The organism is Ekhidna sp., assembly GCF_965228795.1.
Classification (GTDB): domain Bacteria; phylum Bacteroidota; class Bacteroidia; order Cytophagales; family Cyclobacteriaceae; genus Ekhidna.
Genome location: NZ_OZ245839.1, coordinates 1,039,016 through 1,061,352, shown reverse-complemented (window position 1 = coordinate 1,061,352; position 22,337 = coordinate 1,039,016). Strand labels below are relative to the sequence as shown.

General features: G+C 42.3%; 23 protein-coding genes. 5 read left to right on the top strand and 18 right to left on the bottom strand.

What is annotated here, in order from left to right; genetic code table 11:
- Window positions 1–178 precede the first annotated feature (178 nt).
- Entirely contained in the window at window positions 179–2,665 is a 2,487-nt protein-coding gene (gene hrpB / locus ACQK2H_RS04835; protein ID WP_425390338.1) for an ATP-dependent helicase HrpB, read from the bottom strand.
- 322 nt (window positions 2,666–2,987) lie between these two features.
- On the bottom strand, window positions 2,988–3,317 hold the full coding sequence (locus tag ACQK2H_RS04830) for a GIY-YIG nuclease family protein (protein ID WP_425390337.1): 330 nt from the start codon (window positions 3,315–3,317) through the stop codon (window positions 2,988–2,990).
- Window positions 3,318–3,827: 510 nt separating this feature from the next.
- Here ACQK2H_RS04830 and rlmD point away from each other — a divergent pair.
- The 3 genes from rlmD (at window position 3,828) to ACQK2H_RS04815 (ending at window position 6,157) form a co-directional block, all read left to right on the top strand.
- Window positions 3,828–5,225, top strand: coding sequence for a 23S rRNA (uracil(1939)-C(5))-methyltransferase RlmD (gene rlmD / locus ACQK2H_RS04825; protein WP_425390336.1), 1,398 nt, complete (start codon window positions 3,828–3,830; stop codon window positions 5,223–5,225).
- A gap of 127 nt (window positions 5,226–5,352) precedes the next feature.
- Complete coding sequence (locus tag ACQK2H_RS04820; RefSeq protein WP_425390335.1) at window positions 5,353–5,715, top strand: hypothetical protein; 363 nt, start codon at window positions 5,353–5,355, stop codon at window positions 5,713–5,715.
- A gap of 4 nt (window positions 5,716–5,719) precedes the next feature.
- Entirely contained in the window at window positions 5,720–6,157 is a 438-nt protein-coding gene (locus ACQK2H_RS04815; RefSeq protein ID WP_425390334.1) for a hypothetical protein, read from the top strand.
- A gap of 3 nt (window positions 6,158–6,160) precedes the next feature.
- Here the strand turns inward: ACQK2H_RS04815 and hisIE are convergent, their stop codons facing one another.
- From hisIE to ACQK2H_RS04740, 15 genes are all read right to left on the bottom strand, one after another.
- On the bottom strand, window positions 6,161–6,760 hold the full coding sequence (gene hisIE / locus ACQK2H_RS04810; protein WP_425390333.1) for a bifunctional phosphoribosyl-AMP cyclohydrolase/phosphoribosyl-ATP diphosphatase HisIE: 600 nt from the start codon (window positions 6,758–6,760) through the stop codon (window positions 6,161–6,163).
- A gap of 4 nt (window positions 6,761–6,764) precedes the next feature.
- The gene (hisF, locus tag ACQK2H_RS04805) at window positions 6,765–7,520 is read right to left on the bottom strand and encodes an imidazole glycerol phosphate synthase subunit HisF (protein ID WP_425390332.1); all 756 of its coding nucleotides are present in this window, start codon (window positions 7,518–7,520) and stop codon (window positions 6,765–6,767) included.
- Window positions 7,521–7,603: 83 nt separating this feature from the next.
- Window positions 7,604–8,326, bottom strand: coding sequence for a 1-(5-phosphoribosyl)-5-[(5-phosphoribosylamino)methylideneamino]imidazole-4-carboxamide isomerase (gene hisA / locus ACQK2H_RS04800; RefSeq protein WP_425390331.1), 723 nt, complete (start codon window positions 8,324–8,326; stop codon window positions 7,604–7,606).
- A gap of 98 nt (window positions 8,327–8,424) precedes the next feature.
- Window positions 8,425–9,003 carry an imidazole glycerol phosphate synthase subunit HisH gene (hisH, locus tag ACQK2H_RS04795; protein ID WP_425390330.1) on the bottom strand — a complete coding sequence of 193 codons (579 nt, stop codon included), beginning with the start codon at window positions 9,001–9,003 and terminating at the stop codon, window positions 8,425–8,427.
- A 127-nt stretch (window positions 9,004–9,130) separates the two neighbouring features.
- A complete protein-coding gene (hisC, locus tag ACQK2H_RS04790) occupies window positions 9,131–10,738 on the bottom strand; it encodes a histidinol-phosphate transaminase (RefSeq protein WP_425390329.1) in 1,608 nt (535 codons plus the stop codon).
- Window positions 10,739–10,759: 21 nt separating this feature from the next.
- Window positions 10,760–11,236, bottom strand: a complete 477-nt coding sequence (locus ACQK2H_RS04785; RefSeq protein ID WP_425390328.1) for an endonuclease domain-containing protein — start codon at window positions 11,234–11,236, stop codon at window positions 10,760–10,762.
- The gene (locus ACQK2H_RS04780) at window positions 11,224–12,159 is read right to left on the bottom strand and encodes an IS3 family transposase (RefSeq protein ID WP_425389433.1); all 936 of its coding nucleotides are present in this window, start codon (window positions 12,157–12,159) and stop codon (window positions 11,224–11,226) included. Before ACQK2H_RS04780 ends, ACQK2H_RS04785 begins: the two co-directional genes overlap by 13 nt.
- On the bottom strand, window positions 12,156–12,530 hold the full coding sequence (locus tag ACQK2H_RS04775) for a hypothetical protein (RefSeq protein WP_425389432.1): 375 nt from the start codon (window positions 12,528–12,530) through the stop codon (window positions 12,156–12,158). Before ACQK2H_RS04775 ends, ACQK2H_RS04780 begins: the two co-directional genes overlap by 4 nt.
- Window positions 12,527–13,954 (bottom strand): histidinol dehydrogenase, encoded by a 1,428-nt coding sequence (gene hisD, locus ACQK2H_RS04770; RefSeq protein WP_425390327.1) that lies wholly within the window; start codon window positions 13,952–13,954, stop codon window positions 12,527–12,529. Before hisD ends, ACQK2H_RS04775 begins: the two co-directional genes overlap by 4 nt.
- A 45-nt stretch (window positions 13,955–13,999) precedes the next feature.
- Window positions 14,000–14,857, bottom strand: a complete 858-nt coding sequence (gene hisG / locus ACQK2H_RS04765; RefSeq protein ID WP_425390326.1) for an ATP phosphoribosyltransferase — start codon at window positions 14,855–14,857, stop codon at window positions 14,000–14,002.
- Between the two features lie 83 nt (window positions 14,858–14,940).
- Entirely contained in the window at window positions 14,941–15,876 is a 936-nt protein-coding gene (locus tag ACQK2H_RS04760) for an IS3 family transposase (protein WP_425389433.1), read from the bottom strand.
- Window positions 15,873–16,247, bottom strand: a complete 375-nt coding sequence (locus tag ACQK2H_RS04755; RefSeq protein WP_425389432.1) for a hypothetical protein — start codon at window positions 16,245–16,247, stop codon at window positions 15,873–15,875. Before ACQK2H_RS04755 ends, ACQK2H_RS04760 begins: the two co-directional genes overlap by 4 nt.
- 290 nt (window positions 16,248–16,537) lie before the next feature.
- The gene (locus tag ACQK2H_RS04750) at window positions 16,538–17,137 is read right to left on the bottom strand and encodes a superoxide dismutase (RefSeq protein WP_425390325.1); all 600 of its coding nucleotides are present in this window, start codon (window positions 17,135–17,137) and stop codon (window positions 16,538–16,540) included.
- A gap of 318 nt (window positions 17,138–17,455) precedes the next feature.
- A complete protein-coding gene (locus ACQK2H_RS04745) occupies window positions 17,456–17,908 on the bottom strand; it encodes a nucleoside deaminase (RefSeq protein ID WP_425390324.1) in 453 nt (150 codons plus the stop codon).
- Window positions 17,908–18,459 (bottom strand): hypothetical protein, encoded by a 552-nt coding sequence (locus ACQK2H_RS04740; RefSeq protein ID WP_425390323.1) that lies wholly within the window; start codon window positions 18,457–18,459, stop codon window positions 17,908–17,910. Before ACQK2H_RS04740 ends, ACQK2H_RS04745 begins: the two co-directional genes overlap by 1 nt.
- Before the next feature lie 186 nt (window positions 18,460–18,645).
- On the opposite strand from ACQK2H_RS04740, the gene aspS reads away from it, so the two are divergent.
- Together aspS and ACQK2H_RS04730 are read left to right on the top strand one after the other, a co-directional pair.
- A complete protein-coding gene (aspS, locus tag ACQK2H_RS04735) occupies window positions 18,646–20,406 on the top strand; it encodes an aspartate--tRNA ligase (RefSeq protein WP_425390322.1) in 1,761 nt (586 codons plus the stop codon).
- 47 nt (window positions 20,407–20,453) lie between these two features.
- Window positions 20,454–21,386 carry a glycerophosphodiester phosphodiesterase gene (locus ACQK2H_RS04730; protein ID WP_425390321.1) on the top strand — a complete coding sequence of 311 codons (933 nt, stop codon included), beginning with the start codon at window positions 20,454–20,456 and terminating at the stop codon, window positions 21,384–21,386.
- On the opposite strand, the gene ACQK2H_RS04725 is transcribed toward ACQK2H_RS04730, so the two are convergent.
- Window positions 21,358–22,335 carry a tetratricopeptide repeat protein gene (locus tag ACQK2H_RS04725; protein ID WP_425390320.1) on the bottom strand — a complete coding sequence of 326 codons (978 nt, stop codon included), beginning with the start codon at window positions 22,333–22,335 and terminating at the stop codon, window positions 21,358–21,360. The genes ACQK2H_RS04730 and ACQK2H_RS04725 overlap by 29 nt on opposite strands.
- Between the last annotated feature and the right edge of the window lie 2 nt (window positions 22,336–22,337).

Below are 22,337 nucleotides of genomic sequence, written 5' to 3'. Positions count from 1 at the left end.
GCCTCTATTTCCGTGCTGTCATGCTGACGAAGGAAGCATCTATTCCAACCTACAGCTATGTAAACACGGAAGTAACTTCCGCGCTATTTGAGAAAGACATCAACCTGCTTACCAACAAACCAACACATCCCCCTTTATTAAGGGGGAATTGTTCTGTGTAGAGTAACACCAATCCAAATTATTTGCTGTCGCCACGCGGCTTCACCCCTCTCACTGCCTCAGCGGTCCATGGGTCGTCGGGCCAATGGTGCTTAGGGTAGCGGCCTTTCAGATCTTTGCGCACCTCGAAGTAGGTCTTGTTCCAGAAGTTTTTCAGATCAGAGGTCACTTGCACGGGCTTGAAGCCGGGAGATAACAGATGAATCAGCATGGGTGTACCATCGTTCACCGTTGGTGTCTCGGCCATCCCAAACAGCTCCTGGATGCGGGCGGCCAACACAGGTGCCTCGCCATTGTCACGGTACATGATTTTAATATTCGAGCCGCTCGGTACTTCCATTTTGGCAGGTGCTAATCGGTTCAGTTCCTGCTGCCGATCATAGTCCATTGCGTGGGTCAGCACCTCCACCAGATTAATTTTCTTTAGCTCGTGCGGTTTCTTCACGTCGTTCAAATATGGTCCCAGCCACTCTTCGTTGGTCAGCAGCAAGGTGTCGGTGCTGTAGTCCGGCCAGTCGCCGGAAGGCCTCCATTTACGGAGGCAACCCACGCGATTTTGTAACTGCTCGACATCCTCATTCCAATCCAGCAACGTGCGCCCTTCTTTCTTAATTGCCTCCACTATGGCTTCTTTCAGTCGAGAAGGATCGGGATCCGGTAGCGGCACGGATTTCAATACAATGCTCCCGATCCGCAGGTCTTTGCTGGCATTCAATCCGCCATCATCGGTATCCCATTCGATCACTTCCACTTCTTTCACGCGAGGAGCCAAATCTTTCGGGTTGAGCGGGGCAGCCATGAAAATCTTACCCATGCCATCCCTAGCATCGAGATTGGCAATCGCCAGCCACTGCTCATGCGCCAGGTCGTCGCGGTGACCTGCCATGGTTATGCGACCGTTAGCCAGCTTAAACTGGGCATTGTTGCCCGGCCGGTTGTGGGCGATGCGTTCAGGGAACGCATGCGTGATTAATAATCCGGTTTCATACGGATCAAAGTGATCATTGTCGGCTTCCGCATCAAACAGCTGTCGATAGGATTGCGCAATCTTCTCAATCCGATCAAAGCGACCACCTTTCCGGTTTTCCCTGCGATGGGTGCGTAGCGCTTCAATGCGGTTGTTAATGTCAATGCCTGCTTCTTTCCCGAGCGGATCTCGTTCCTCCAGCAGAGCCGCAACATCGGCCGCCAGCGGCACCAGGTCTTCTTCTTCCGCCATCAGCATCATGTGTGCCAGTCGCGGGTGACAAGGAAGTCGGTGCACGGCTTTCCCATGTTCGGTGATGCGACCGTTTTCCAGTGCTTCCAGTTCATGCAATGTTTGCACAGCTGCCTGCCACGCCCCTCTCGGTGGTGGCGATAGCCACGTTAAACTCATTGGGTCCATCACGCCCCAGCTGGCAAGATCAAGTGCCAGCCCCGACAGATCAGATTCCAAGATCTCCGGCGTGCGGTGTACCTGTAAGCGTTCACCTGTGGCTTTAGACCACATTCGATAGCACACGCCCGGACTCAATCGTCCGGCTCGTCCGGCTCGCTGATCCGCCGAGTCTTTGGAAATCTGCACGGTTTCGAGTCGAGATAAGCCTGATTTGGAGTCCCATTTCATGGTGCGGCCAAAGCCTGTGTCTACCACGATTTTGATACCTTCAATGGTCAAGCTCGTCTCGGCTATGTTGGTCGCCAAAACCACTTTTCGTCTCCCGTCCCGATCCGGCAGGATGGCGGCTTTCTGTTTGTTGTAGGGCAGCTGTCCGTAGAGCGGATGGATAGCCCAGCCTCTTAGTTTCGGTTTTAAGATATCTGCACACTTCGTTATCTCTCCTTGCCCGGGCAGAAACACCAGGATATCGCCCTCATGCGCCTTAGAGGCTTTGATGATCGTATTGGCTGTCATCTCCGAGATCATAAACTGGTCTTGATCACCCACATGGATGATGTCAACCGGATACTGGCGTCCTTCACTTTCCACTACGGGTGCCTTCAGTGACTGGATGAGCTGCGGCATGTTCAGCGTGGCTGACATCACCAATATTTTCAAATCAGGTCTGAGTATCTGTTGCGATTCCCGGCACAGCGCCAGCGCAACATCGGCATGGATGCTGCGTTCGTGGAACTCATCAAAGATGACTAGACCTACCCCTTCCAGCGAGTTGTCGCCGTGTAGCATCCGGGTGAGTATTCCCTCCGTCACCACCTCAATTTTCGTGTGTTCGCTGACGTTATTCTCAAACCGGATGCGGTATCCAATGGTATTACCTACCTGCTCACCCAGCAATTCAGACATACGCATCGCGATGGATTTGGCGGCCAGTCGTCGCGGCTCCAGCATGATGATTTTTTGGTCTTTGAGCCAGGCTTCTTCAAGTAGCGCCAGCGGTAGGAGGGTACTTTTTCCTGCTCCGGGAGGGGCGTGAACGATAAGCGTGTTTTCATCTGAAAGTTTCGCTTTGACATCTTCCAGGATGTCTACTATTGGCAGGTCGATAGAGGTCGGGTCGAACATGTGGCTAAGTTAGTTTGAAGACTCTGAAACAAGTTCAGAGTGACGTTCTAATTAGAAGAATAAAATATTTTAGGTCATGCCGAATTTATTTCAGCATCTACTTTCCAGAATACTTAAACCTTTCAATAGACTCTGAAACAAGTTCAGAGTGACGCTCTAATTAGTAGTAACAAATAAAATATTTAGGTAATGCTGAATTTATTTCAGCATCTACGATCCAGAATGCTTAAACCTTTCCAAGACTCTTAATCAAGTTCAGGGTGATCTTCTATATAATGCGCTACTTGGTTTTCTGTGTGTCATTCTGAATTTGTTTCGGAATCTATTTTAATTTCCCAGTCAATACTGATTCAATATCACTCTCATCAAACCAGTCTTCTGCTAAATCATTCAATTCCGGATTATGTGCTTTTATCAAATTCCATTTCCACTCTTTGTGCCAGTTCTTAAGTTGCTTTTCACGCTCAATTGCCTGTTCGATTAAAGGAAATGTTTCAAAGTGCATTAAGTATTTAAGGTGGTACTTCTTTGTGTATTTTGAGCCCATACCTGCTTTATGCTGCAAGACTCTCACTTCTATATCGTTAGTCATCCCAACATACAGTAGCGTTCTTTTCGCATTAGATAGGATGTAGGTGTAGCCGTTTCTCATAACGTTAAAATAGACCCTTAATTTAGGAGACTCTAAAACAAGTTCAGAGTGACGTTGTAAATTAAAAGCATCAAACAATTCCTCTAAGTCATACTGAGACTAGCCGTCCGCACTCGCTTCAACATCTACGTTATAGAATACTAAACCTTTCTATAGACCCTGAAACGAGTTCAGGGTGACTTAAAAATTAAGAGCACGAAACTCCCAATGTTAGTCATGCTGAATTTATTTCAGCATCTACGTTCCAGAATGCTTAAACCTTTCTGTAGACTCTGAAACAAGTTCAGAGTTACGTTCTAATTTTCTTCCCCTCCCTCCTTGACGTTGGTGAATGCTAATCGAAGCAAGTCAATCAGCGACTTAGACGGGATGGAAGCCGGCACAACGTAAGGCGTACAGCGCGAATATCTGCAGATGTGGAATGCAGTCTGTTCTCTCCAAAAAAAGAAGAAATAGAAATAAGTATTGCAGAAACGATAAAGCAACCATGCTCATGCTAATTTTGCGGTCATGAAGAAGGGAGCAACAATTGATTCTTTGGAGATAACCGGAATATCGTCGGAAGGAAAAGGTGTAGGACGTGTAGATGGCAAAGTGGTATTTGTGAAAGAAACCGCGCCCGGCGATGTGGTGAAGGCCAGGATTGTTGGTAAGAAAAAGAAGTTTCTAGAGGCTTACGCAGAGGAGTTGATTGAAAAATCAAACGAACGAATTGAGCCTTTTTGTGAGCACTTTGGCTTATGCGGGGGATGTAAGTGGCAACATATGGAATATGATGCGCAGCTGAAATACAAGCAAGGGCATGTAGAAGAAAATCTAAGAAAGCTTAGTGGATTGGATCTGCCTGATGTCAGGCCAATCATTGGCTCAGAAAAAACGTCATTCTACCGGAATAAACTGGAGTTTACTTTTTCAAATTTCCGATGGCTGACCAAAGAGGAGATTGAAAGCGGCGAGGAGCAGGTAAGAACAGGTCTTGGTTTTCACATACCAAAACAGTTTAACAAAATCGTAAATATCAATAAGTGCCATTTGCAGCCAGACCCCTCCAACGAAATTCGTTTGAAGGTAAAGGCTTTTGCTGATGCGCATAGCGTTCCATATTACGATGTGAAAAAACAAGAAGGATTTTTAAGAAACCTGATCATCCGAACTTCATCAACCGGCGAGGTGATGGTGATTCTTCAGGTACATTACCGGGATCAGGAACTGATTGACTTGATGATGAATCACATCCAAAAGGAATTTCCTGATATTGCTTCTCTGATGTATGTGGTAAATGAAAAAGGGAATGATTCATATAGCGACTTAGAGGTGGAGTTATTTGCCGGAAAAGATCACATCATGGAGCAAATGGGTGATTTGAAGTTTAAGATTGGTCCTAAGTCATTCTATCAAACGAATTCTGCTCAAGCACATGAGCTGTATAAGGTTGCAGCGGATTTTGCAGATTTGAAAGGTGATGAATTGGTTTATGACCTGTACACGGGAACCGGAACCATTGCCAATTTTGTTGCTCGATCGGCAAAAAAAGTGGTGGGAATAGAATATGTGGAAGCAGCCATTGAGGACGCAAAGATCAACAGTGAGATCAACGGGATCACCAATACAGATTTCTATGCGGGAGATATGAAAGACTTGCTCGGCAATGAATTTGTTAATCAGCATGGAAAGCCGGAGGTGATTATTACTGATCCCCCACGAGCAGGAATGCATCCAAGGGTCACACAGCTACTTGCTGATCTCAAATCTGATCGAATCGTGTATGTGAGCTGCAATCCTGCCACACAGGCAAGAGATTTGGAAGTGTTAGGGCAGTCGTACGATGTGGTTAAAATTCAGCCAGTGGATATGTTTCCACAGACGGCTCATGTGGAGAATGTGGTTCTTTTACAATTGAAAGATTGAATCAAGCATTTGAATCAAACGGGAATAGCACTCCTGTTATCAAGTAAGATATTAGTTCAATTATTAAAAGAAGCACGATTATTATAAGTAGAATTTTTATTGGCTTTCTATTCATACTATCAAAATTATGCATAACGATCCAGAATTAGATCCAAAATATTTAGGTCAGATATCCTCTGATTTTGTGAAGATATCGGAACCATTAAAAGAAGCTTCCTATGCGATCAGACGACAGGAATTTTCTGAGTATCCGGTTTTTGCTATGTGCAAGATTGACCAACCTATTGGTCAACTACTGATAGATGCGGGACAGGCAGAAAATACCTGGAAGTATTTTGCCTCGTTTATGGAGGAGTTTACACAGCGCGGAATCGTAGAGGATGAAAAGGTTTTTAAAGAAAACTACAAAGACCCAGATGAGTACTGTTGCCTATTTGTGATAGATGAGCAGTTTACAAATTTTGTTTTTGTTCCTTATCCAATAGATTAGTCAAATGGCGTTAAGTTCCTCTGATGAATCGGTCGATCGGGAACAGATATTCCGTTCCAACACACTGATGATTATAATCCCCGGATTATTATTTGGAGCGGCATTGATTCTACGAAATCAGGAAAATTTGTACGTCCTGAAGTGGGTTTTAATTGGAATTGGATTAGTGACAACCATCGCGATAGTGTCGAGCTTCACCACGTTGGCCATCACTGAACAAAATATCAGGATTAAAAACCTTAGACAGAATTATGATATTCATGTGGATGACATTGCCAGGCAGCAAAAAACAGTATCTACTTCCAAAGGCATAGAATCGATTGTTTGGAAACTGCACCTTAAGAATGGATCTATTGTAAAGATCTCGAGTGACCTGTTTAAAGAGAAGGAACGATTGAAGGAATCCCTTAACCGATTTTTAAAGAACGTATCTAAAAAGTAGTTCTCACTTCTTCAAATGCCGCTCCATCAACTTCGACTCTACATCTTCCAGTTTCAGACCCTGGTCAGCTAGTAAAACCAAAAAGTGATACAGAAGATCGGAGGATTCTTCAACCAATAAGTCTTTTTTATTATCCATAGCCTCCAGAATCACCTCCGTTGCTTCTTCGCCTACTTTCTGAGCAATCTTCTTGGTTCCCTTTTGGAAAAGCTCTGCAGTATACGATTTCTCTGAAGGATTAGCTTTTCTGGTTTGGATCACTCCTTGTAATTCGTGAAGAAATCCAGCGGGTTCTTTTTCCCCAAAGCAAGTGTAGGTGCCTTTATGGCATGTATTCCCTTCAGGAATCACTTTGATCAGGTAAGTGTCGTTATCGCAATCCTCCTGTACACTAACCACATTTAAAAAATTGCCTGAAGTCTCGCCTTTCGTCCAGAGTCGCTGCTTGGATCGGCTGTAGAAAGTTACTTTTCCTTCCTTTTTGGTTTTGGCCAATGATTCATCATTCATGTAGCCAAGCATGAGTACCTGGTTGGTTTCCGCATGTTGGATGATTGCTGGTATAAGTTCTGAGTTCTGATTTTTGATTTCTGAGTTAGTCATTTATCTAAAGTCTAATATCTAAATTCTTTTGTCTAAGAAACTCTTTGAGTTGCGGTATTGGAATCTCTCCAAAGTGAAAAACACTTGCCGCTAATGCGCCTGTTGCTTTGGTCTTTTCAAATACTTCAGCAAAATGTTCGGTGTTTCCTGCACCCCCTGAAGCAATCACTGGGATATTTAATTCTGCAGCCAATTTTTCGGTCAGCTTCAACGCAAAACCTGCTTTTGTTCCGTCATTCTGCATAGAAGTAAGTAGTATTTCTCCGGCACCAAGCGTTTCCACTTTCTTTGCCCACTCAAACACATCGATATCGGTAGCTTCTCTGCCACCTTTCACAAACACTTTCCAATCTCCACTTACCAGACCGGCATCTATGGCCACCACCACAAACTGACTTCCGAATTCGTCGGCTATTTCTTTGACCAGTTCCGGTCTTCGCACTGCAGCAGAATTGATGCTTACCTTGTCGGCACCTGCTTTCACCAATACTGCGGCATCTTCTACGGAGGATATCCCCCCTCCAACTGTGAAGGGAATATTGATTTCATGGGCAATCTCTTCTACCAGCTTCGCAAAGGTTTTCCGACCATCCACTGTGGCGGTGATGTCAAGAAATACCAACTCGTCTGCTCCTTCCTTCACGTATCTTTTTGCCAACTCAATTGGATCCCCGGCATTTCGGATGTCCACAAAATTGACACCCTTTACGGTTTGTCCGTCTTTGATGTCTAAGCACGGTATGATTCGTTTTTTTAACATATTTTCCTAATAAAACACCCCTATAATCCCCTTAAGGGGATATTTCTGAACTAAATCAGATGTGAATCCCCCTTTGAAGGGGGTTAGGGGGATGTTAATCCACCCAATTCCTTCAAACTAATTCTATTCTCATAAATCGCTTTTCCCACAATCGCCCCTTCCAGTCCCTGTTCTTTCAGCTTGATTAAATCGTCAATGGAAGAGACGCCACCACTGGCAATCAATTTCAAGTCCGGCAGTTTCTCAAGAATGGATTGGTACAGGTCAAACGAAGGTCCCTCCAGCATACCGTCCTTGGAGATGTCTGTAGAGATTATATACTCAATCCCCTTTACCGCATAGTCCTGAATGAAACTTTCAATCTCAAGATCTGACTCCTCTTGCCAGCCGGATACAGCAATCTTACCATCCATCGCATCCGCACCAAGAATGATTTTTTCGGCCCCATAAGCCGTAATCCAGGAGGTGAATTTCACAGGTTCCTTCACTGCTATACTTCCCCCTGTGATCTGCTGTGCACCACTCTCAAAAGCAATTCGTAAGTCTTGATCAGATTTGATTCCTCCTCCAAAATCAATTCTCAAACGCGTTTTATTTGTCAATTTTTCAAGCACCTTCCAATTCACAATGTGTTTAGCTTTGGCTCCATCCAGATCAACTAAATGAAGGTACTTCAACCCTGCATCTTCAAATTGCTGAGCAACTTCGAGTGGATCTTCATTGTATATTTTCTTCGTTGCGTAATCTCCCTTAGAAAGTCGCACGCACTTTCCTTCTATGATGTCGATGGCTGGTATTATTCGCATAATTTTATTTTTTACCGTCATTGCGAATCAACTCTAAGCTGATGAAGCAATCTTATTCTTGAGATCGCTTCGCAAGCTCGCGATGACGTATCTACATTTCATATTTTTAAAAAATTCTCCAACAGCTTTTGCCCCACATCCGCCGACTTCTCCGGGTGAAATTGAACTCCGTAAAAGTTGCCCTTCTGAAGTGCTGACGTAAATGGCACCAGATAGTCGGTCACTCCAACCGTATCTTCTCCTACTTCCGCATAATAGCTGTGTACAAAATACATGTTGTCATTCGTTGTGATTCCCTCAAACAAGGGACCTTCGGCTTTAATGAAGTCATTCCAACCCATATGTGGCACTATTCCATTTGAAGGAAACTTGTGGACATTTTCTTTGAAGATGCCCAGGCATTTGGTGTCTTTTTCCTCTGAATGCGCACACATCAATTGCATGCCTAAGCAAATCCCCAAAAAAGGCTGTTTCAAGGAAACAATAACCTCATCCAGTCCTCTTTCCTTCAGATAACTCATTGCAGTTGCTGCTTCACCTACCCCGGGAAAAATGACTTTTTCTGCACTATTCAATGTATCAGGATCATCTGTAATCACAGACTCCACACCAATACGATCAAGCGCATTTTTCACCGATCGGATATTCCCTGCATTGTATTTTACGATTGCGATCATAATTGTGATTTGTAACGAAACACTCATATGGTCCCGAAATGTCGGACCACCTCAAGGGGACATTTACTCAAAATAAAATTGAGAGCGAATCCCCCTTTGAAGGGGGTTAGGGGGATGTTTTTTCCTTTCATAACACTCCCTTCGTGCTTGGCATCACCCCACTATCATCTTTCCTAACTGCCATCTTTATTGCTCTTGCGAAAGCCTTGAATATCGACTCGATTTTGTGATGATCATTTTCTCCTTCTGCTTTTACATTCAGGTTACATCTTGCTGTATCTGAAAATGATTTGAAGAAGTGGGAAGCCATCTCGGTAGGCATTTCTCCCACATGTGTAGCATCAAATGAAGCATCCCACTCCAGCCATGGACGTCCGCCAAAATCGATGGCCACCTGCGCCAGGCAATCATCCATTGGAAGTAGGAATCCATACCGTTCAATTCCTTTCCGATCTTTAAGTGCATCATTAAATGCAGTTCCCAAAGCCAAGGCAGTATCCTCAATTGTGTGATGTGTGTCTATTTCAATATCTCCTTCTACTTCCACATACAATCCAATTGCTCCGTGTCTGGCAATCTGATCCAACATGTGATCAAAAAATGCCACTCCGGTAGAGATGCTTGTATTAGATGGATCATCCAGATTGACTTCAATCTTGATTTTCGTCTCTGATGTTGTTCGGACACACCTTCCAATTCTACCTTTTTCTTCGTACTCATCTTCTCTGAGAGCGGCAATGAGTCGTTGATTTTCGGAAGGAGTACCGATCGTGATTCGCAAAGTATCCGAAACCTGAACGGAACGATCACGAACCACAATGCCTTTTGACATCAGATCTGCATAGGTTTTTCGAGCATCCTCAAAAGCCACTAATAGAAAGTTAGCATCTGAAGGATAGATTTTTTTAACAGAAGGAATGTCCTTCAATGCTTGCTCCATTTTTTCTCGCTCTTCAATCAAGATAGAAACTTGTTTCTTGATTAGCTCAGGTATATTCAGCACATCAATCGCTTTTTCTTGTGTCAATGTATTGACGTTGTATGGAGGTTTGATTTTATTCAATACATCGATCACCTCTGCCGACCCAAACCCTATACCCAACCTTGCACCTGCCAATCCCATCGATTTCGAAAAGGTTTGGAGAATGAACAGATTAGAAATGTTTTCTCCAACAAGGCTTTCCCCTCCAAAATCAATGTAGGCCTCATCAACAACGACTAGTCCGGAAAATGCGGCTGGAATGGACAATATGGCTTCTTTATTGATACAATTACCCGTTGGGTTGTTTGGGGAGCAGATAAAAATGATCTTCAGATTTTCATCTAATAACTTGGGTTGTAAGCTCTCGAAATCTATTTGAAAATCATTTGTCAGCTGTTCTGTGATTACCTCCACATTATTTACATCTGCAGCCACTTTATACATGCCGAAAGTTGGCGGAAAGATCATGACTTTGTCCTGACCCGGCTCACAAAAGGCACGAATAAGTAAATCAATTAATTCGTCGCTTCCATTGCCGAAGATCAATCGGGGGATCTCCACATTCCGATACTTAGCGATGGCAGCTTTCAAGCCACTCATTGTTCCATCAGGGTAACGATTTAGACCAAACCCGAATGGATTTTCATTCGCATCCAAGGATACTTCAGCAACACCGTCAAATTCATCCCTCGCACTGGAGTAGGGTTTGAGTTTCTTGACGTTTTCGCGTGTTATTTTATTTATGTCGAACATGTTATTTTTAAATTATCTACTTCAATTTCCCCCTTTGGAGGGGGTTAGGGGGAGGTTCTTAATTTCTTCAATCAAAAAATTCCTAACTCGATCTACATTAGACAGGATAGCATCATCTGGAATTCTAATGACTTTGTAGCCCAATTCTTCAAGTTTTTTTTGTCTTATTTTATCATTCTCTGCTACATCTTCGTAGGAGTGTGTGATCCCATCTATCTCAATAATGAGTTTTAGTGGTAGAGAAACAAAATCAACAATGTAATTATCTATGGGTCTTTGCCTTCTAAACGGGTACCCTATGCCACTAGCTCTGAGCACGTGTTTCCATAGGACTGCCTCAGCTTTAGTTGCTTCATTCCTGAGTTTCCTGGCTTTCGTTTTTAGGTTTTTATTGTAGTGATGGAATTTTTCATCTTTCCTCCCCCCATCCCCCTCCAAAGGGGGAGTTGTGTATCGTCCTAAAATAAGTTTACAGTTAAACATAGTTAATCCTGACATATGTTGACAGTTTGATTGTAGTCCTGTTTTATGTTGACAGTTGTATTTTTCCAATAATTCTTCCAGAGAGGTTTGGGCTTACTATTTGTAGAGTGAACCTGATCTGGAGTCTTCATACCACAGCTTAGATGAGGTCTTCCTTGATTGTAGCGGTTCACTACACAGCTTAAAAGTTCTCTGGCTTGAGCCATGTTTTCCACTTCATAATGGTTAAGATATTCTTCTTTGAGTATTCCATTGATTCGTTCAGCAATGGCATTTTCTAATGGATCTCCATTTTCAGTCATGCTGATAAGTATACCTCTAGCGGATAACATGTCCACATATTCTTGACTGCAGTACTGGATTCCTCGATCTGAATGGTGGATTAAGCCTCTTAAAGGTTCAGGTTGGCTTTCGATTGCCATGTGTAATGCTCGCTGGTTATTGATGGCTTCCAGATTATCAGATAACTCATAACCTACTATTTTTCGACTGTAAGCATCGGTGATGAGGCAGATGTAATGGAAGCGATCTCTCCACTTCCAATAGGTAATATCACTGACCCATACCTGATTAACGCTTTGAATATCCAGTCCTTTAATCAAGTTAGGATACTTCCTAAACCAGTGCCTGGAGTTGGTCGTCGATACTCGACGTTTTTTTCGCTTAATCAGCAAGTGATGGCTGGAAAGTAGATCAAAAAAAGCATCTCTGCCTATGCGGATACCTAATCGATCAAAATCCGACTGGAGCATATGAAAGAGCTTCCTACCTCCCAAATGTGGGTGTAATGCCCGTTGCTCTAAAACTAACTGAAGTATCTGCTGGTGAGTGGATTCCAATGATCTGCTTCTTGCCTGGTATTGATAGTAGGATTGCCTACTCATACCAAACAGTCCACAAATACAATCCAGCCCCACTGATGGATAGACTTGTTTCATGATTTTGACTGTTTGGTGGACAACTTTTTTCTGATCTTCAATGAAAACTTCTCCTCGGCTATGTCAATCATCTTTGAATAAGCTTCTGACTTTAGCTCAGCTAACTTCAGCGCTTCTTCTAGTTCCTTAATTCTTGCAGATAAATCTTCAGGATGCTCCTGTTTCTTATTTGGTTTGGACATATAGACACGGGCTTTTAATGGCTCCTTCATCCCAAAACTACGCATCCAGTTGGTGATGGCGCTATGACCTCTAATTCCATACTTGCGCTGAGCTGCTTCCTTACTTAGTTTACCTGATAGTACTTCTTGTATTATTCGTAGTTTCTCTGAATCACTCCGATAAATACGGCTTCCTGTTTTTATTCTCATTTTACACTTAAATTGTGTAAACCTATTTCAGGACAAGACATTGAGAGGGTACCATTCCCCCTCTCCGAGGGGGCAAGGGGGAGGTTTTCATTACCAAGCTTATTTAGTCTCAAACTCACCGCATTCTTGTGTGCCTGCAACTGCTCCGCTTCTGCCATCTTTTCAATTGCTGGACCGAGGTTTTGAATGCCCTTCTCAGAGAGCTTCTGGAACGTAATTTTCTTAACAAAGCTATCCAGAGACACACCACTATAATTTCGTGCGTATCCATTGGTGGGTAATGTGTGATTGGTGCCACTCGCATAATCTCCTGCACTCTCACAGCTCCAATTGCCTAGAAATACACTACCTGCTATCGTGATCTGCTCTCCTAATTCCTCAGCATTCTCAGTTGCAATGATTAAGTGCTCCGGAGCATAATAATTACTGAAGGCAACTGCCTCATTCAAATCTTTAACCAGAATTGATTGACTGTTTTCAAGTGCCTTTAAAGCAATGTCTTTTCGTGGTAGCTCGTTTACTTGTTTGGCTATTTTTTCATTTACTTCTGAAATGAGTTTTTCTGAGTTGCTAACTAAGACTACCTGACTGTCGGGTCCATGCTCTGCTTGAGAAAGCAGGTCTGCTGCAACAAACTCCGGATATGCAGTGTCGTCAGCAATCACTAATACTTCACTCGGTCCGGCAGGCATGTCGATAGCTACTCCATAATTCTGAGCAAGTTGTTTGGCTGCAGTCACGTACTGATTGCCAGGACCAAAGATCTTATCCACTTTTGGTATGGATGCAGTACCAAAGGTCATGGCCGCTACTGCTTGTGCGCCTCCTGTCAAATAGATTTTTTCAATCCCTAATAGCTGACACGTCCAGCCAATAACAGGATTCAGATATTCAATAGGTTTTGATGATTTCTTATAGAAATCCCCCTCCACCGGGGGAGTATTTGCATCAAAACCTGATGAAGGTGGAGTGCAAACAACGATATTTTTACATCCAGCAATTTTAGCGGGGATGGTCAGCATTAATAGCGTTGAGAATAATGGTGCAGATCCTCCTGGAATATAGAGCCCGACATTTTGAATCGCTACACTTTTGCGCCAGCAGCTGACCCCTTCCATGGTCTCTACTTTAAGTACATCTTCTTTCTGCGAAAGGTGGAACTTTTCAATGTTCTTCTTTGCAGTCTTTATTGCCTCTGCCAGTTCAGGATCAATTTCAAATGACTGCTCCTGGGGATTAACTTCAATTGTTTCCAGTTCAACACCGTCAAATTTTTTCCCCATTTCAAGAAGAGCATCATCTCCTCTCTCTCTTACATCGGATAAAATGCCATTAACCGTGCTTTCCAACTCTGAAATATCAAAGGTTGGTCTCTCACAAAGTGAAGCCCATTGAGACGTATCCGGGTATTTTATTGTTTTCATTTTTTCCTCCCCCTTATTCCCCCTCCAAAGGGGGAAATTTGATTTTCAAACAATCATTTTTTCAATTGGGCAAACCAAAATGCCTTCTGCTCCTTTTTCTTTCAACTGGTCGATGACCTCCCAGAAATCATCCTCTTTTATAACGCTGTGAACGCTGCTCCATCCTTCATCTGCCAATGGAAGAACCGTAGGGCTCCTCATGCCTGGCAATAATGAAACAATAGCATCCAGCTTATCATTTGGGGCATTGAGAAGGATATACTTATTCTGCTTCGCCGATTTTGCCGCCTCGATACGGAAGAGCAACTTATCAAGAAGTGCTTTTTGCTCCGTGTTAAGATTAGGGTTAGCAATGAGAAGCGCCTCACTGCGAAGTACTACCTCAACTTCTTTCAGACCATTGGCTAAGAGTGTGCTACCTGTGCTTACTATATCAAAAATTCCCTCAGCTAAACCAATTCCAGGCGCAATTTCTACACTTCCGCTAATCTCCTCGATCGTGGCATTAATGCCTTTTTCCTCCAGGAACTTTCGAAGAATCACCGGATAGCTGGTAGCTATTTTCTTCCCTTCAAACCACTCCAAGCCGTTGTATTCTTCTTCTCTTCGAACCGCAAGCGATAAGCGACATTTTGAAAATCCCGGTCGATTGATGACTTCTACCTGCTCATCTTTTTCCAGGAATTCGTTTTCACCCACAATTCCTATATCAGCAACACCCTCTGCTACATATTGCGGAATATCATCATCTCTTAGATAGAATACTTCCAACGGGAAATTGGAAGCTGTAGACATCAACTTGCCTCCATTGTTGATTTTGATTCCGCACTCTTTGAGCAAGCCCATGCTTTTCTCGTTGAGTCTTCCGCTTTTTTGAACTGCTATTTTCAGTACTTGATTCATTTTAGTTTGGTTTTACCTCCCCCTAACCCCCTCCAAAGGGGGAATTGTGTATCGTCCTAAAATAAGTTTACAGTTAAACATAGTTAATCCTGACATATGTTGACAGTTTGATTGTAGTCCTGTTTTATGTTGACAGTTGTATTTTTCCAATAATTCTTCCAGAGAGGTTTGGGCTTACTATTTGTAGAGTGAACCTGATCTGGAGTCTTCATACCACAGCTTAGATGAGGTCTTCCTTGATTGTAGCGGTTCACTACACAGCTTAAAAGTTCTCTGGCTTGAGCCATGTTTTCCACTTCATAATGGTTAAGATATTCTTCTTTGAGTATTCCATTGATTCGTTCAGCAATGGCATTTTCTAATGGATCTCCATTTTCAGTCATGCTGATAAGTATACCTCTAGCGGATAACATGTCCACATATTCTTGACTGCAGTACTGGATTCCTCGATCTGAATGGTGGATTAAGCCTCTTAAAGGTTCAGGTTGGCTTTCGATTGCCATGTGTAATGCTCGCTGGTTATTGATGGCTTCCAGATTATCAGATAACTCATAACCTACTATTTTTCGACTGTAAGCATCGGTGATGAGGCAGATGTAATGGAAGCGATCTCTCCACTTCCAATAGGTAATATCACTGACCCATACCTGATTAACGCTTTGAATATCCAGTCCTTTAATCAAGTTAGGATACTTCCTAAACCAGTGCCTGGAGTTGGTCGTCGATACTCGACGTTTTTTTCGCTTAATCAGCAAGTGATGGCTGGAAAGTAGATCAAAAAAAGCATCTCTGCCTATGCGGATACCTAATCGATCAAAATCCGACTGGAGCATATGAAAGAGCTTCCTACCTCCCAAATGTGGGTGTAATGCCCGTTGCTCTAAAACTAACTGAAGTATCTGCTGGTGAGTGGATTCCAATGATCTGCTTCTTGCCTGGTATTGATAGTAGGATTGCCTACTCATACCAAACAGTCCACAAATACAATCCAGCCCCACTGATGGATAGACTTGTTTCATGATTTTGACTGTTTGGTGGACAACTTTTTTCTGATCTTCAATGAAAACTTCTCCTCGGCTATGTCAATCATCTTTGAATAAGCTTCTGACTTTAGCTCAGCTAACTTCAGCGCTTCTTCTAGTTCCTTAATTCTTGCAGATAAATCTTCAGGATGCTCCTGTTTCTTATTTGGTTTGGACATATAGACACGGGCTTTTAATGGCTCCTTCATCCCAAAACTACGCATCCAGTTGGTGATGGCGCTATGACCTCTAATTCCATACTTGCGCTGAGCTGCTTCCTTACTTAGTTTACCTGATAGTACTTCTTGTATTATTCGTAGTTTCTCTGAATCACTCCGATAAATACGGCTTCCTGTTTTTATTCTCATTTTACACTTAAATTGTGTAAACCTATTTCAGGACAAGACATTGTTTGGTGGAATGATATTTTTTATTGATTCAATTGTAGTTTATCTGATTCTCGTTCTCATTAATTCCTGTCACGTAGTGACCAACAAAAAAGGCCCGACGGTAATCCGACGGGCCTTAGTGTTATATTTTCTACAAACTACAGCATCATCTTCTTACCTCTTCGGTGAAGTGGGTATGATGTGAATGATGATGTAATTGTTCTGTTCTCATTTCTGGTCGCAAATATATACGACTTTTTTAAAAGTGTTTATCCTTCAAACTTTTTGCTTACCGCATCCCAGTTCACCACATTGAAGAATGCACTGATGTAATCCGGTCTTCTGTTTTGATAGTTTAGGTAGTATGCATGCTCCCAAACATCCAGTCCAAGGATTGGAGTGCCTGAGCATCCGGCATCCGGCATCAGAGGATTGTCCTGATTTGGAGTTGAGCAAACTTCTAATGAGCCGTCATCTTTTTTGCAAAGCCATGCCCAACCTGAACCGAATCTTGTAGCCGCTGCATTACTAAACTCTTCTTTGAATTTGTCAAAGGATCCAAACGCTGAATTAATAGCGTCAGCAAGAGCACCTGATGGCTCTCCACCGCCATTTGGCGACATAATTTCCCAGAAAAGTGAGTGATTCCAGTGACCTCCACCATTATTTCTTACTGCTCCGTTATCTGAATGGTTTTTCACTAAATCGTCTAGTGACTTGCCGGCCATATCAGTGCCTTCGATAGCTGCATTCAATTTTGAAACGTATCCTGCATGGTGCTTACCATGATGAATTTCCATGGTTTTCGCATCAATGTGTGGTTCTAATGCATCGTGTGCATAAGGTAGGTTTGGTAATTCAAAAGCCATAATTATGTGATTTATTTATAGGTTCAAAAAATGATTTGTGAAGATAACAAGACTCGGGCATGATTAGTTGCCTTGTTTGGTTAATTAGTGATTAGTTAATTAGTGATCCGTCAATTAGTCCTGGCTTTGTCAAGTTTAGATTCTGAAATAAATCCTGAATGCCGGTTTAGAATTATTATTTCCTTTATGGCCAAGTAAGTCATGCTGAACTAGTTTCAGTATTTATAAAAAATAAACTTGACAAACCAAGTTTGTAATTAATCATAAAGGTCGGTGAATTTTTACAGGAAAGCACTCAACTAGGAAAGTACTCAACATCTAATTCTTTCTAATATTCTTAAAAAAATCTTTAATTAAAAGTTCACACTCATTCGCCATCACCCCTAATTTCAGGTCTGTCTTTGGGTGGATGATGTCTTGACTATAGTTGGAGAATCCTCTGTCTTTATCCAGCGCCCCGATCACAACACGCCCTATTTGTGTCCAAAAAAGCCCTCCTGCACACATACTACACGGCTCCAATGTAACAAACAAGGTGCATTCATTTAAATATTTAGATCCCATATGATTTTGAGCCGCGGTGATCGCCAGCATTTCTGCATGAGCGGTAGCATCGTTTAATCGTTCTACTCGATTGTGATCTTTCGCTATCATTTTATTTTCACACACGACAACCGCTCCTATTGGGATTTCACCCTCATCAAAAGCATTTTGTGCCTCATTTAAGGCCTGCTTCATGAAATGTTCGTCGCTATATATACTTAGACTCATTATTTCTCCTTCACTTTTACACTTTGCATAATTTCTTTGGCGACAGATTGCCATCGATTCATCAGTCTGGCTTTACAGCCAAAATTGAACAGCAGCACCTGTTCATTGTATGAAGTATATTGAATGTAGGTATAGTTTTTCGAAGACTTGTTAGAAAATGCATTTTCGCTTTTTAGCACCCCAATAAACTCAAATACAGCGAATTTTTTGCCATTAACTTCTTTTATCCCTTGCTGGATAAACTCTACCTCATCAAACATGCTGAGGATACTCGCCTTATAAAAATCGTGGATCATTTGTTCATCACCATCCATCCATTGCATCGGATTCCAATTCACTCCATAGTTTATCTCTCCATCTATCGAAGCATGCATAGCAAGAGGCTCACGTGATGAGACATATTTTTCTATGCGATCACCCTTACTCATGAGATTAAAAGATTCGGGCACTACATAAGAAATTTCATCATTGATTTTATGTGTGACCATTTTTTCCTGAGCAAAAAGGAAAGTGCCATTTAATAGGATACTAAGGGAGATGATTTTTTTCATATGGCGAATTTAAGAAATACACCCCTGCAGTCCTCTCAAGGGGACATTTCTTTCTAGCTCTGATTTAGATTTTTAAGTAATTCCCCTTGGGAGCCATATGAAACGGTGTTAGGAGGTTGTTTTTAGTGATAAATAATTAGCTAATTCCTACTTTTGCGCCTCGTTTGATTTAAACAAAAGGATTTTATGCTACGCACACATACCTGTGGAGAATTACGATCGGAACATGTTGGGAATACTGCCACTCTAACCGGCTGGGTACAAAAACAACGAGATAAAGGAGGCGTAGTGTGGATTGACCTACGGGATCGATACGGAATCACGCAGCTTATTTTTGAAGAAGGCGTAACCGATCAGTCGATCATTGATCAGGCTAAGAAAGTGGGGCGTGAATTTGTGGTGAAGGCTACTGGTGAAGTGGTGGAGCGATACGCTAAAAATGATAAAATGCCCACAGGTGATATCGAGATTCGAGTAACTAAGTTGGAGATTCTAAACGAATCAAAAGTACCCCCTTTTACCATCGAGGATGAGACCGACGGAGGAGAAGATCTCCGAATGAAATATCGATATCTGGATATTCGAAGAAAACCGATTAGAGAGAAGCTGCAGCTGCGCCACACAATGATGCAGAAAGTGCGAGAGTATTTGAATAAAGAAGCTTTTTTTGAAGTTGAAACGCCATATCTCATCAAATCCACTCCGGAAGGAGCGCGGGATTTTGTAGTGCCTTCCCGTATGAATGAAAATGAGTTTTATGCGCTTCCGCAATCACCACAAACATTTAAGCAACTTTTGATGGTGGCAGGTATGGATCGCTATTTTCAGATCGTAAAGTGTTTTCGTGATGAAGATCTAAGAGCAGACAGGCAGCCAGAGTTTACTCAAATAGATTGTGAGATGGCCTTTGTGGAGCAGGAAGATGTACTCCAGACATTCGAAGGAATGACGAAGTTCCTATACAAGGAAATTAAAGGCATTGAATTGGATGACTTCCAGCGAATAAGCTATGACGAGGCAATGGCAAAATATGGTTCAGACAAGCCTGATCTACGATTTGGGATGGAGTTTTGTGAGCTAAATGATCTGGCTCAGGGCAAAGGCTTTGTGGTCTTTGATAGTGCAGAATTGGTTGTTGGGATCAATGCAGAAGGATGTGCGGACTACTCACGAAAACAACTGGATGCTTTAACCGATTTTGTTAAGAAACCACAAATAGGAGCAAAAGGATTGGTTTATGTGAAATACAACGAAGACGGTTCTTTCAAATCTTCCGTTGACAAATTCTTCAATCCAGATGCACTTAAAGGATGGGCTGAGATGTTTGGCGCTAAGCCCGGTGATTTGATGTTGATTTTGGCTGGGGAGACAAACCAAACAAGAAAAGCGCTTAATGAGCTCAGACTCGAAATGGGCGAACGTCTTGGTCTTAGAGATAAAAATAAGGTTGCAGCAGCATGGGTACTGGACTTTCCATTACTGGAATGGGACGAAGAAACTCAGCGATATCATGCGATGCACCACCCATTTACTGCACCAAAACCTGAAGATGTAGCTAAGCTGGATTCAGATCCTGGGGCTGTGAGGGCAAATGCTTATGATATGGTTATCAATGGAGTGGAAGCAGGTGGCGGATCTATTCGTATACATGACCGAAAAATGCAGGCCAGAATGTTTGAAGTACTGGGCTTTAGCAAAGAAGAAGCCGAAGAGCAGTTTGGCTTTTTAATGGGTGCATTTGAATATGGAGCTCCTCCTCATGGTGGAGTTGCCTTTGGTTTTGACCGTCTTTGTGCAATTATGGCTGGTGAGCAAAGCATTCGAGATTTCATTGCCTTTCCAAAGAATAATGCAGGAAGGGATGTAATGATCGATTCACCAAGTAAAATTTCAAGTGAGCAGTTAGCTGAACTAGGAATAAATTTGGTTGAAGTTGCAAAATCTTAAGAATTGGTACTTTTTTACTAACTTTTCCGGTTAAATAATCACACCTGATGACTAAGAAATTTCTTCTTTACTCTGCACCGTTCTTTATTCTATTCGGAGCATTCTCATTATTTGAGCCTTGGTTTTACAGAAATCTGTTTGCCAGCACCTCAATAGATAGGCTTGAAGGCAAGGAGTTTCAAATAATCGCACATAAAGGCGCCTCTGGTTTGGCTCCTGAAAACACCATGGCTGCATTTGAAAAAGCATTGGAGTTAGGTGTCGATCAAATTGAATTGGATGTAAGACATACGAAAGATGAAGAGATCATTGTGTTTCATGACCAACGACTCGATCGAATTGCTCGAGACACATTAGGGAATCCGATAACCGGCGATGTTCACGATTACACATTAGAAGAAATCAAACAATTTGATGTTGGATCATGGTACGACTCGCACTACGCAGATCAGCGCATTCCAACACTAAAAGAAGTTTTGGATTACATTGACGGACAAGTCACCGTACTGATAGAAATCAAACACATGGATCATCCTCATTACCATGATTTTGCTGAGAAGCTCGTCGACGTAGTGATGAGTGAGAAAAACGGTGAAGACTGGATCATTCTTCAATCGTATGAGCCTCAATACTTAGATGAAGTGCATGAACTGGATCCATACATCCAAACCAAAGCATTAATTGTGGGAGAAGACTCTGCCCCGTTAATTGCTTTTTACCTGGAAACCAGAATTCACATGGGTAGAGCCAAAGAGAGTAATCGAATGAAAGCTATCAACCCTCAATGGGAAACACTATCTCCAAGACGTGTTTTTCAAATGCATGCCAAAGGCTATGAGGTACATGCTTATCCTGTAAATACCCGTGAAGACATGATCAAAATGCTCAATGCAGGAGTAGATGGTATCATTACAGACTATCCAAACATTGCCATTCAACTGAGAAATGAGATCAAGAGATTGGGACCGGGAACGCAGTAGCTAACTCAGCTTCAGCTGCTATGTAACCAAAAGCATCCCAATACGGGCTATCCATTATTTTTAAAAAAATCTCATTGGCTTTTTCGGTATTGCCCTGCTGCTGATACCAATTTCCTATTCCATATCCACGCGTAGGGTCTAGATTTTCTTCTTCTGGAAATGCCTTTTTCATCAATTGATCGGCAGATTTTTCACCTTTAAATAGAAGCAATAAATCCAGGTAGGCATCATTTTCAACAACAATCATTTTATTATTGATTTTTCCTAATAGCTCATCTGCCAGCTTACTATTTCCTATTTTTTTGTAGGTCATATATAACCAATAGGAAGTAGCAGTCAATAGATCATTATTGTCACTAAACTCCATACACTTCTGATAAGCTGAAATGGCTTTATCAAATCGTCCGTTTAAATAATGTGCCAGACCATAATGATACCAGATATTGAACTTATCATTCCCAAGTGGCTTATTCAATTTATTTGGGATTCCATCCGGTTCGATTTCATTTTCGGCATTTACACTGTAGAAAGCTGCTAACTCAAAATCGTCTATTGCCTTGTCAAACTGCCTGGTAGAGATATATCTATGTCCCCTATGCCTTCTTAATTTATATGAGGTAGGAAACTTGTCAAGTCCTGATGTGTAAACATCAATTGCTTCCAGGTATCTTCCTAGATAAGCAAGTCTGCGACCATACCAAATGATCAACTCAAGACTGTCAGGATTTGCTTCATAATTGGAACGTGCAGTCTGCAAGTTCTTTTGAAGTTTAGCCTCTGCTTCATCGCTAAGCTGCTTAGGTGGAAGCTCTTCCCCCATCAAATTATAGATTTTAGTAGGATCCCTCTCCAGAGGAGGTGCAGATTGGTTATCCACCTCCGCACGATTTCCACCCATCTGGCATCCAGATATAATTAAAAGTAATATGATTGGTTTTTTATACATCATAA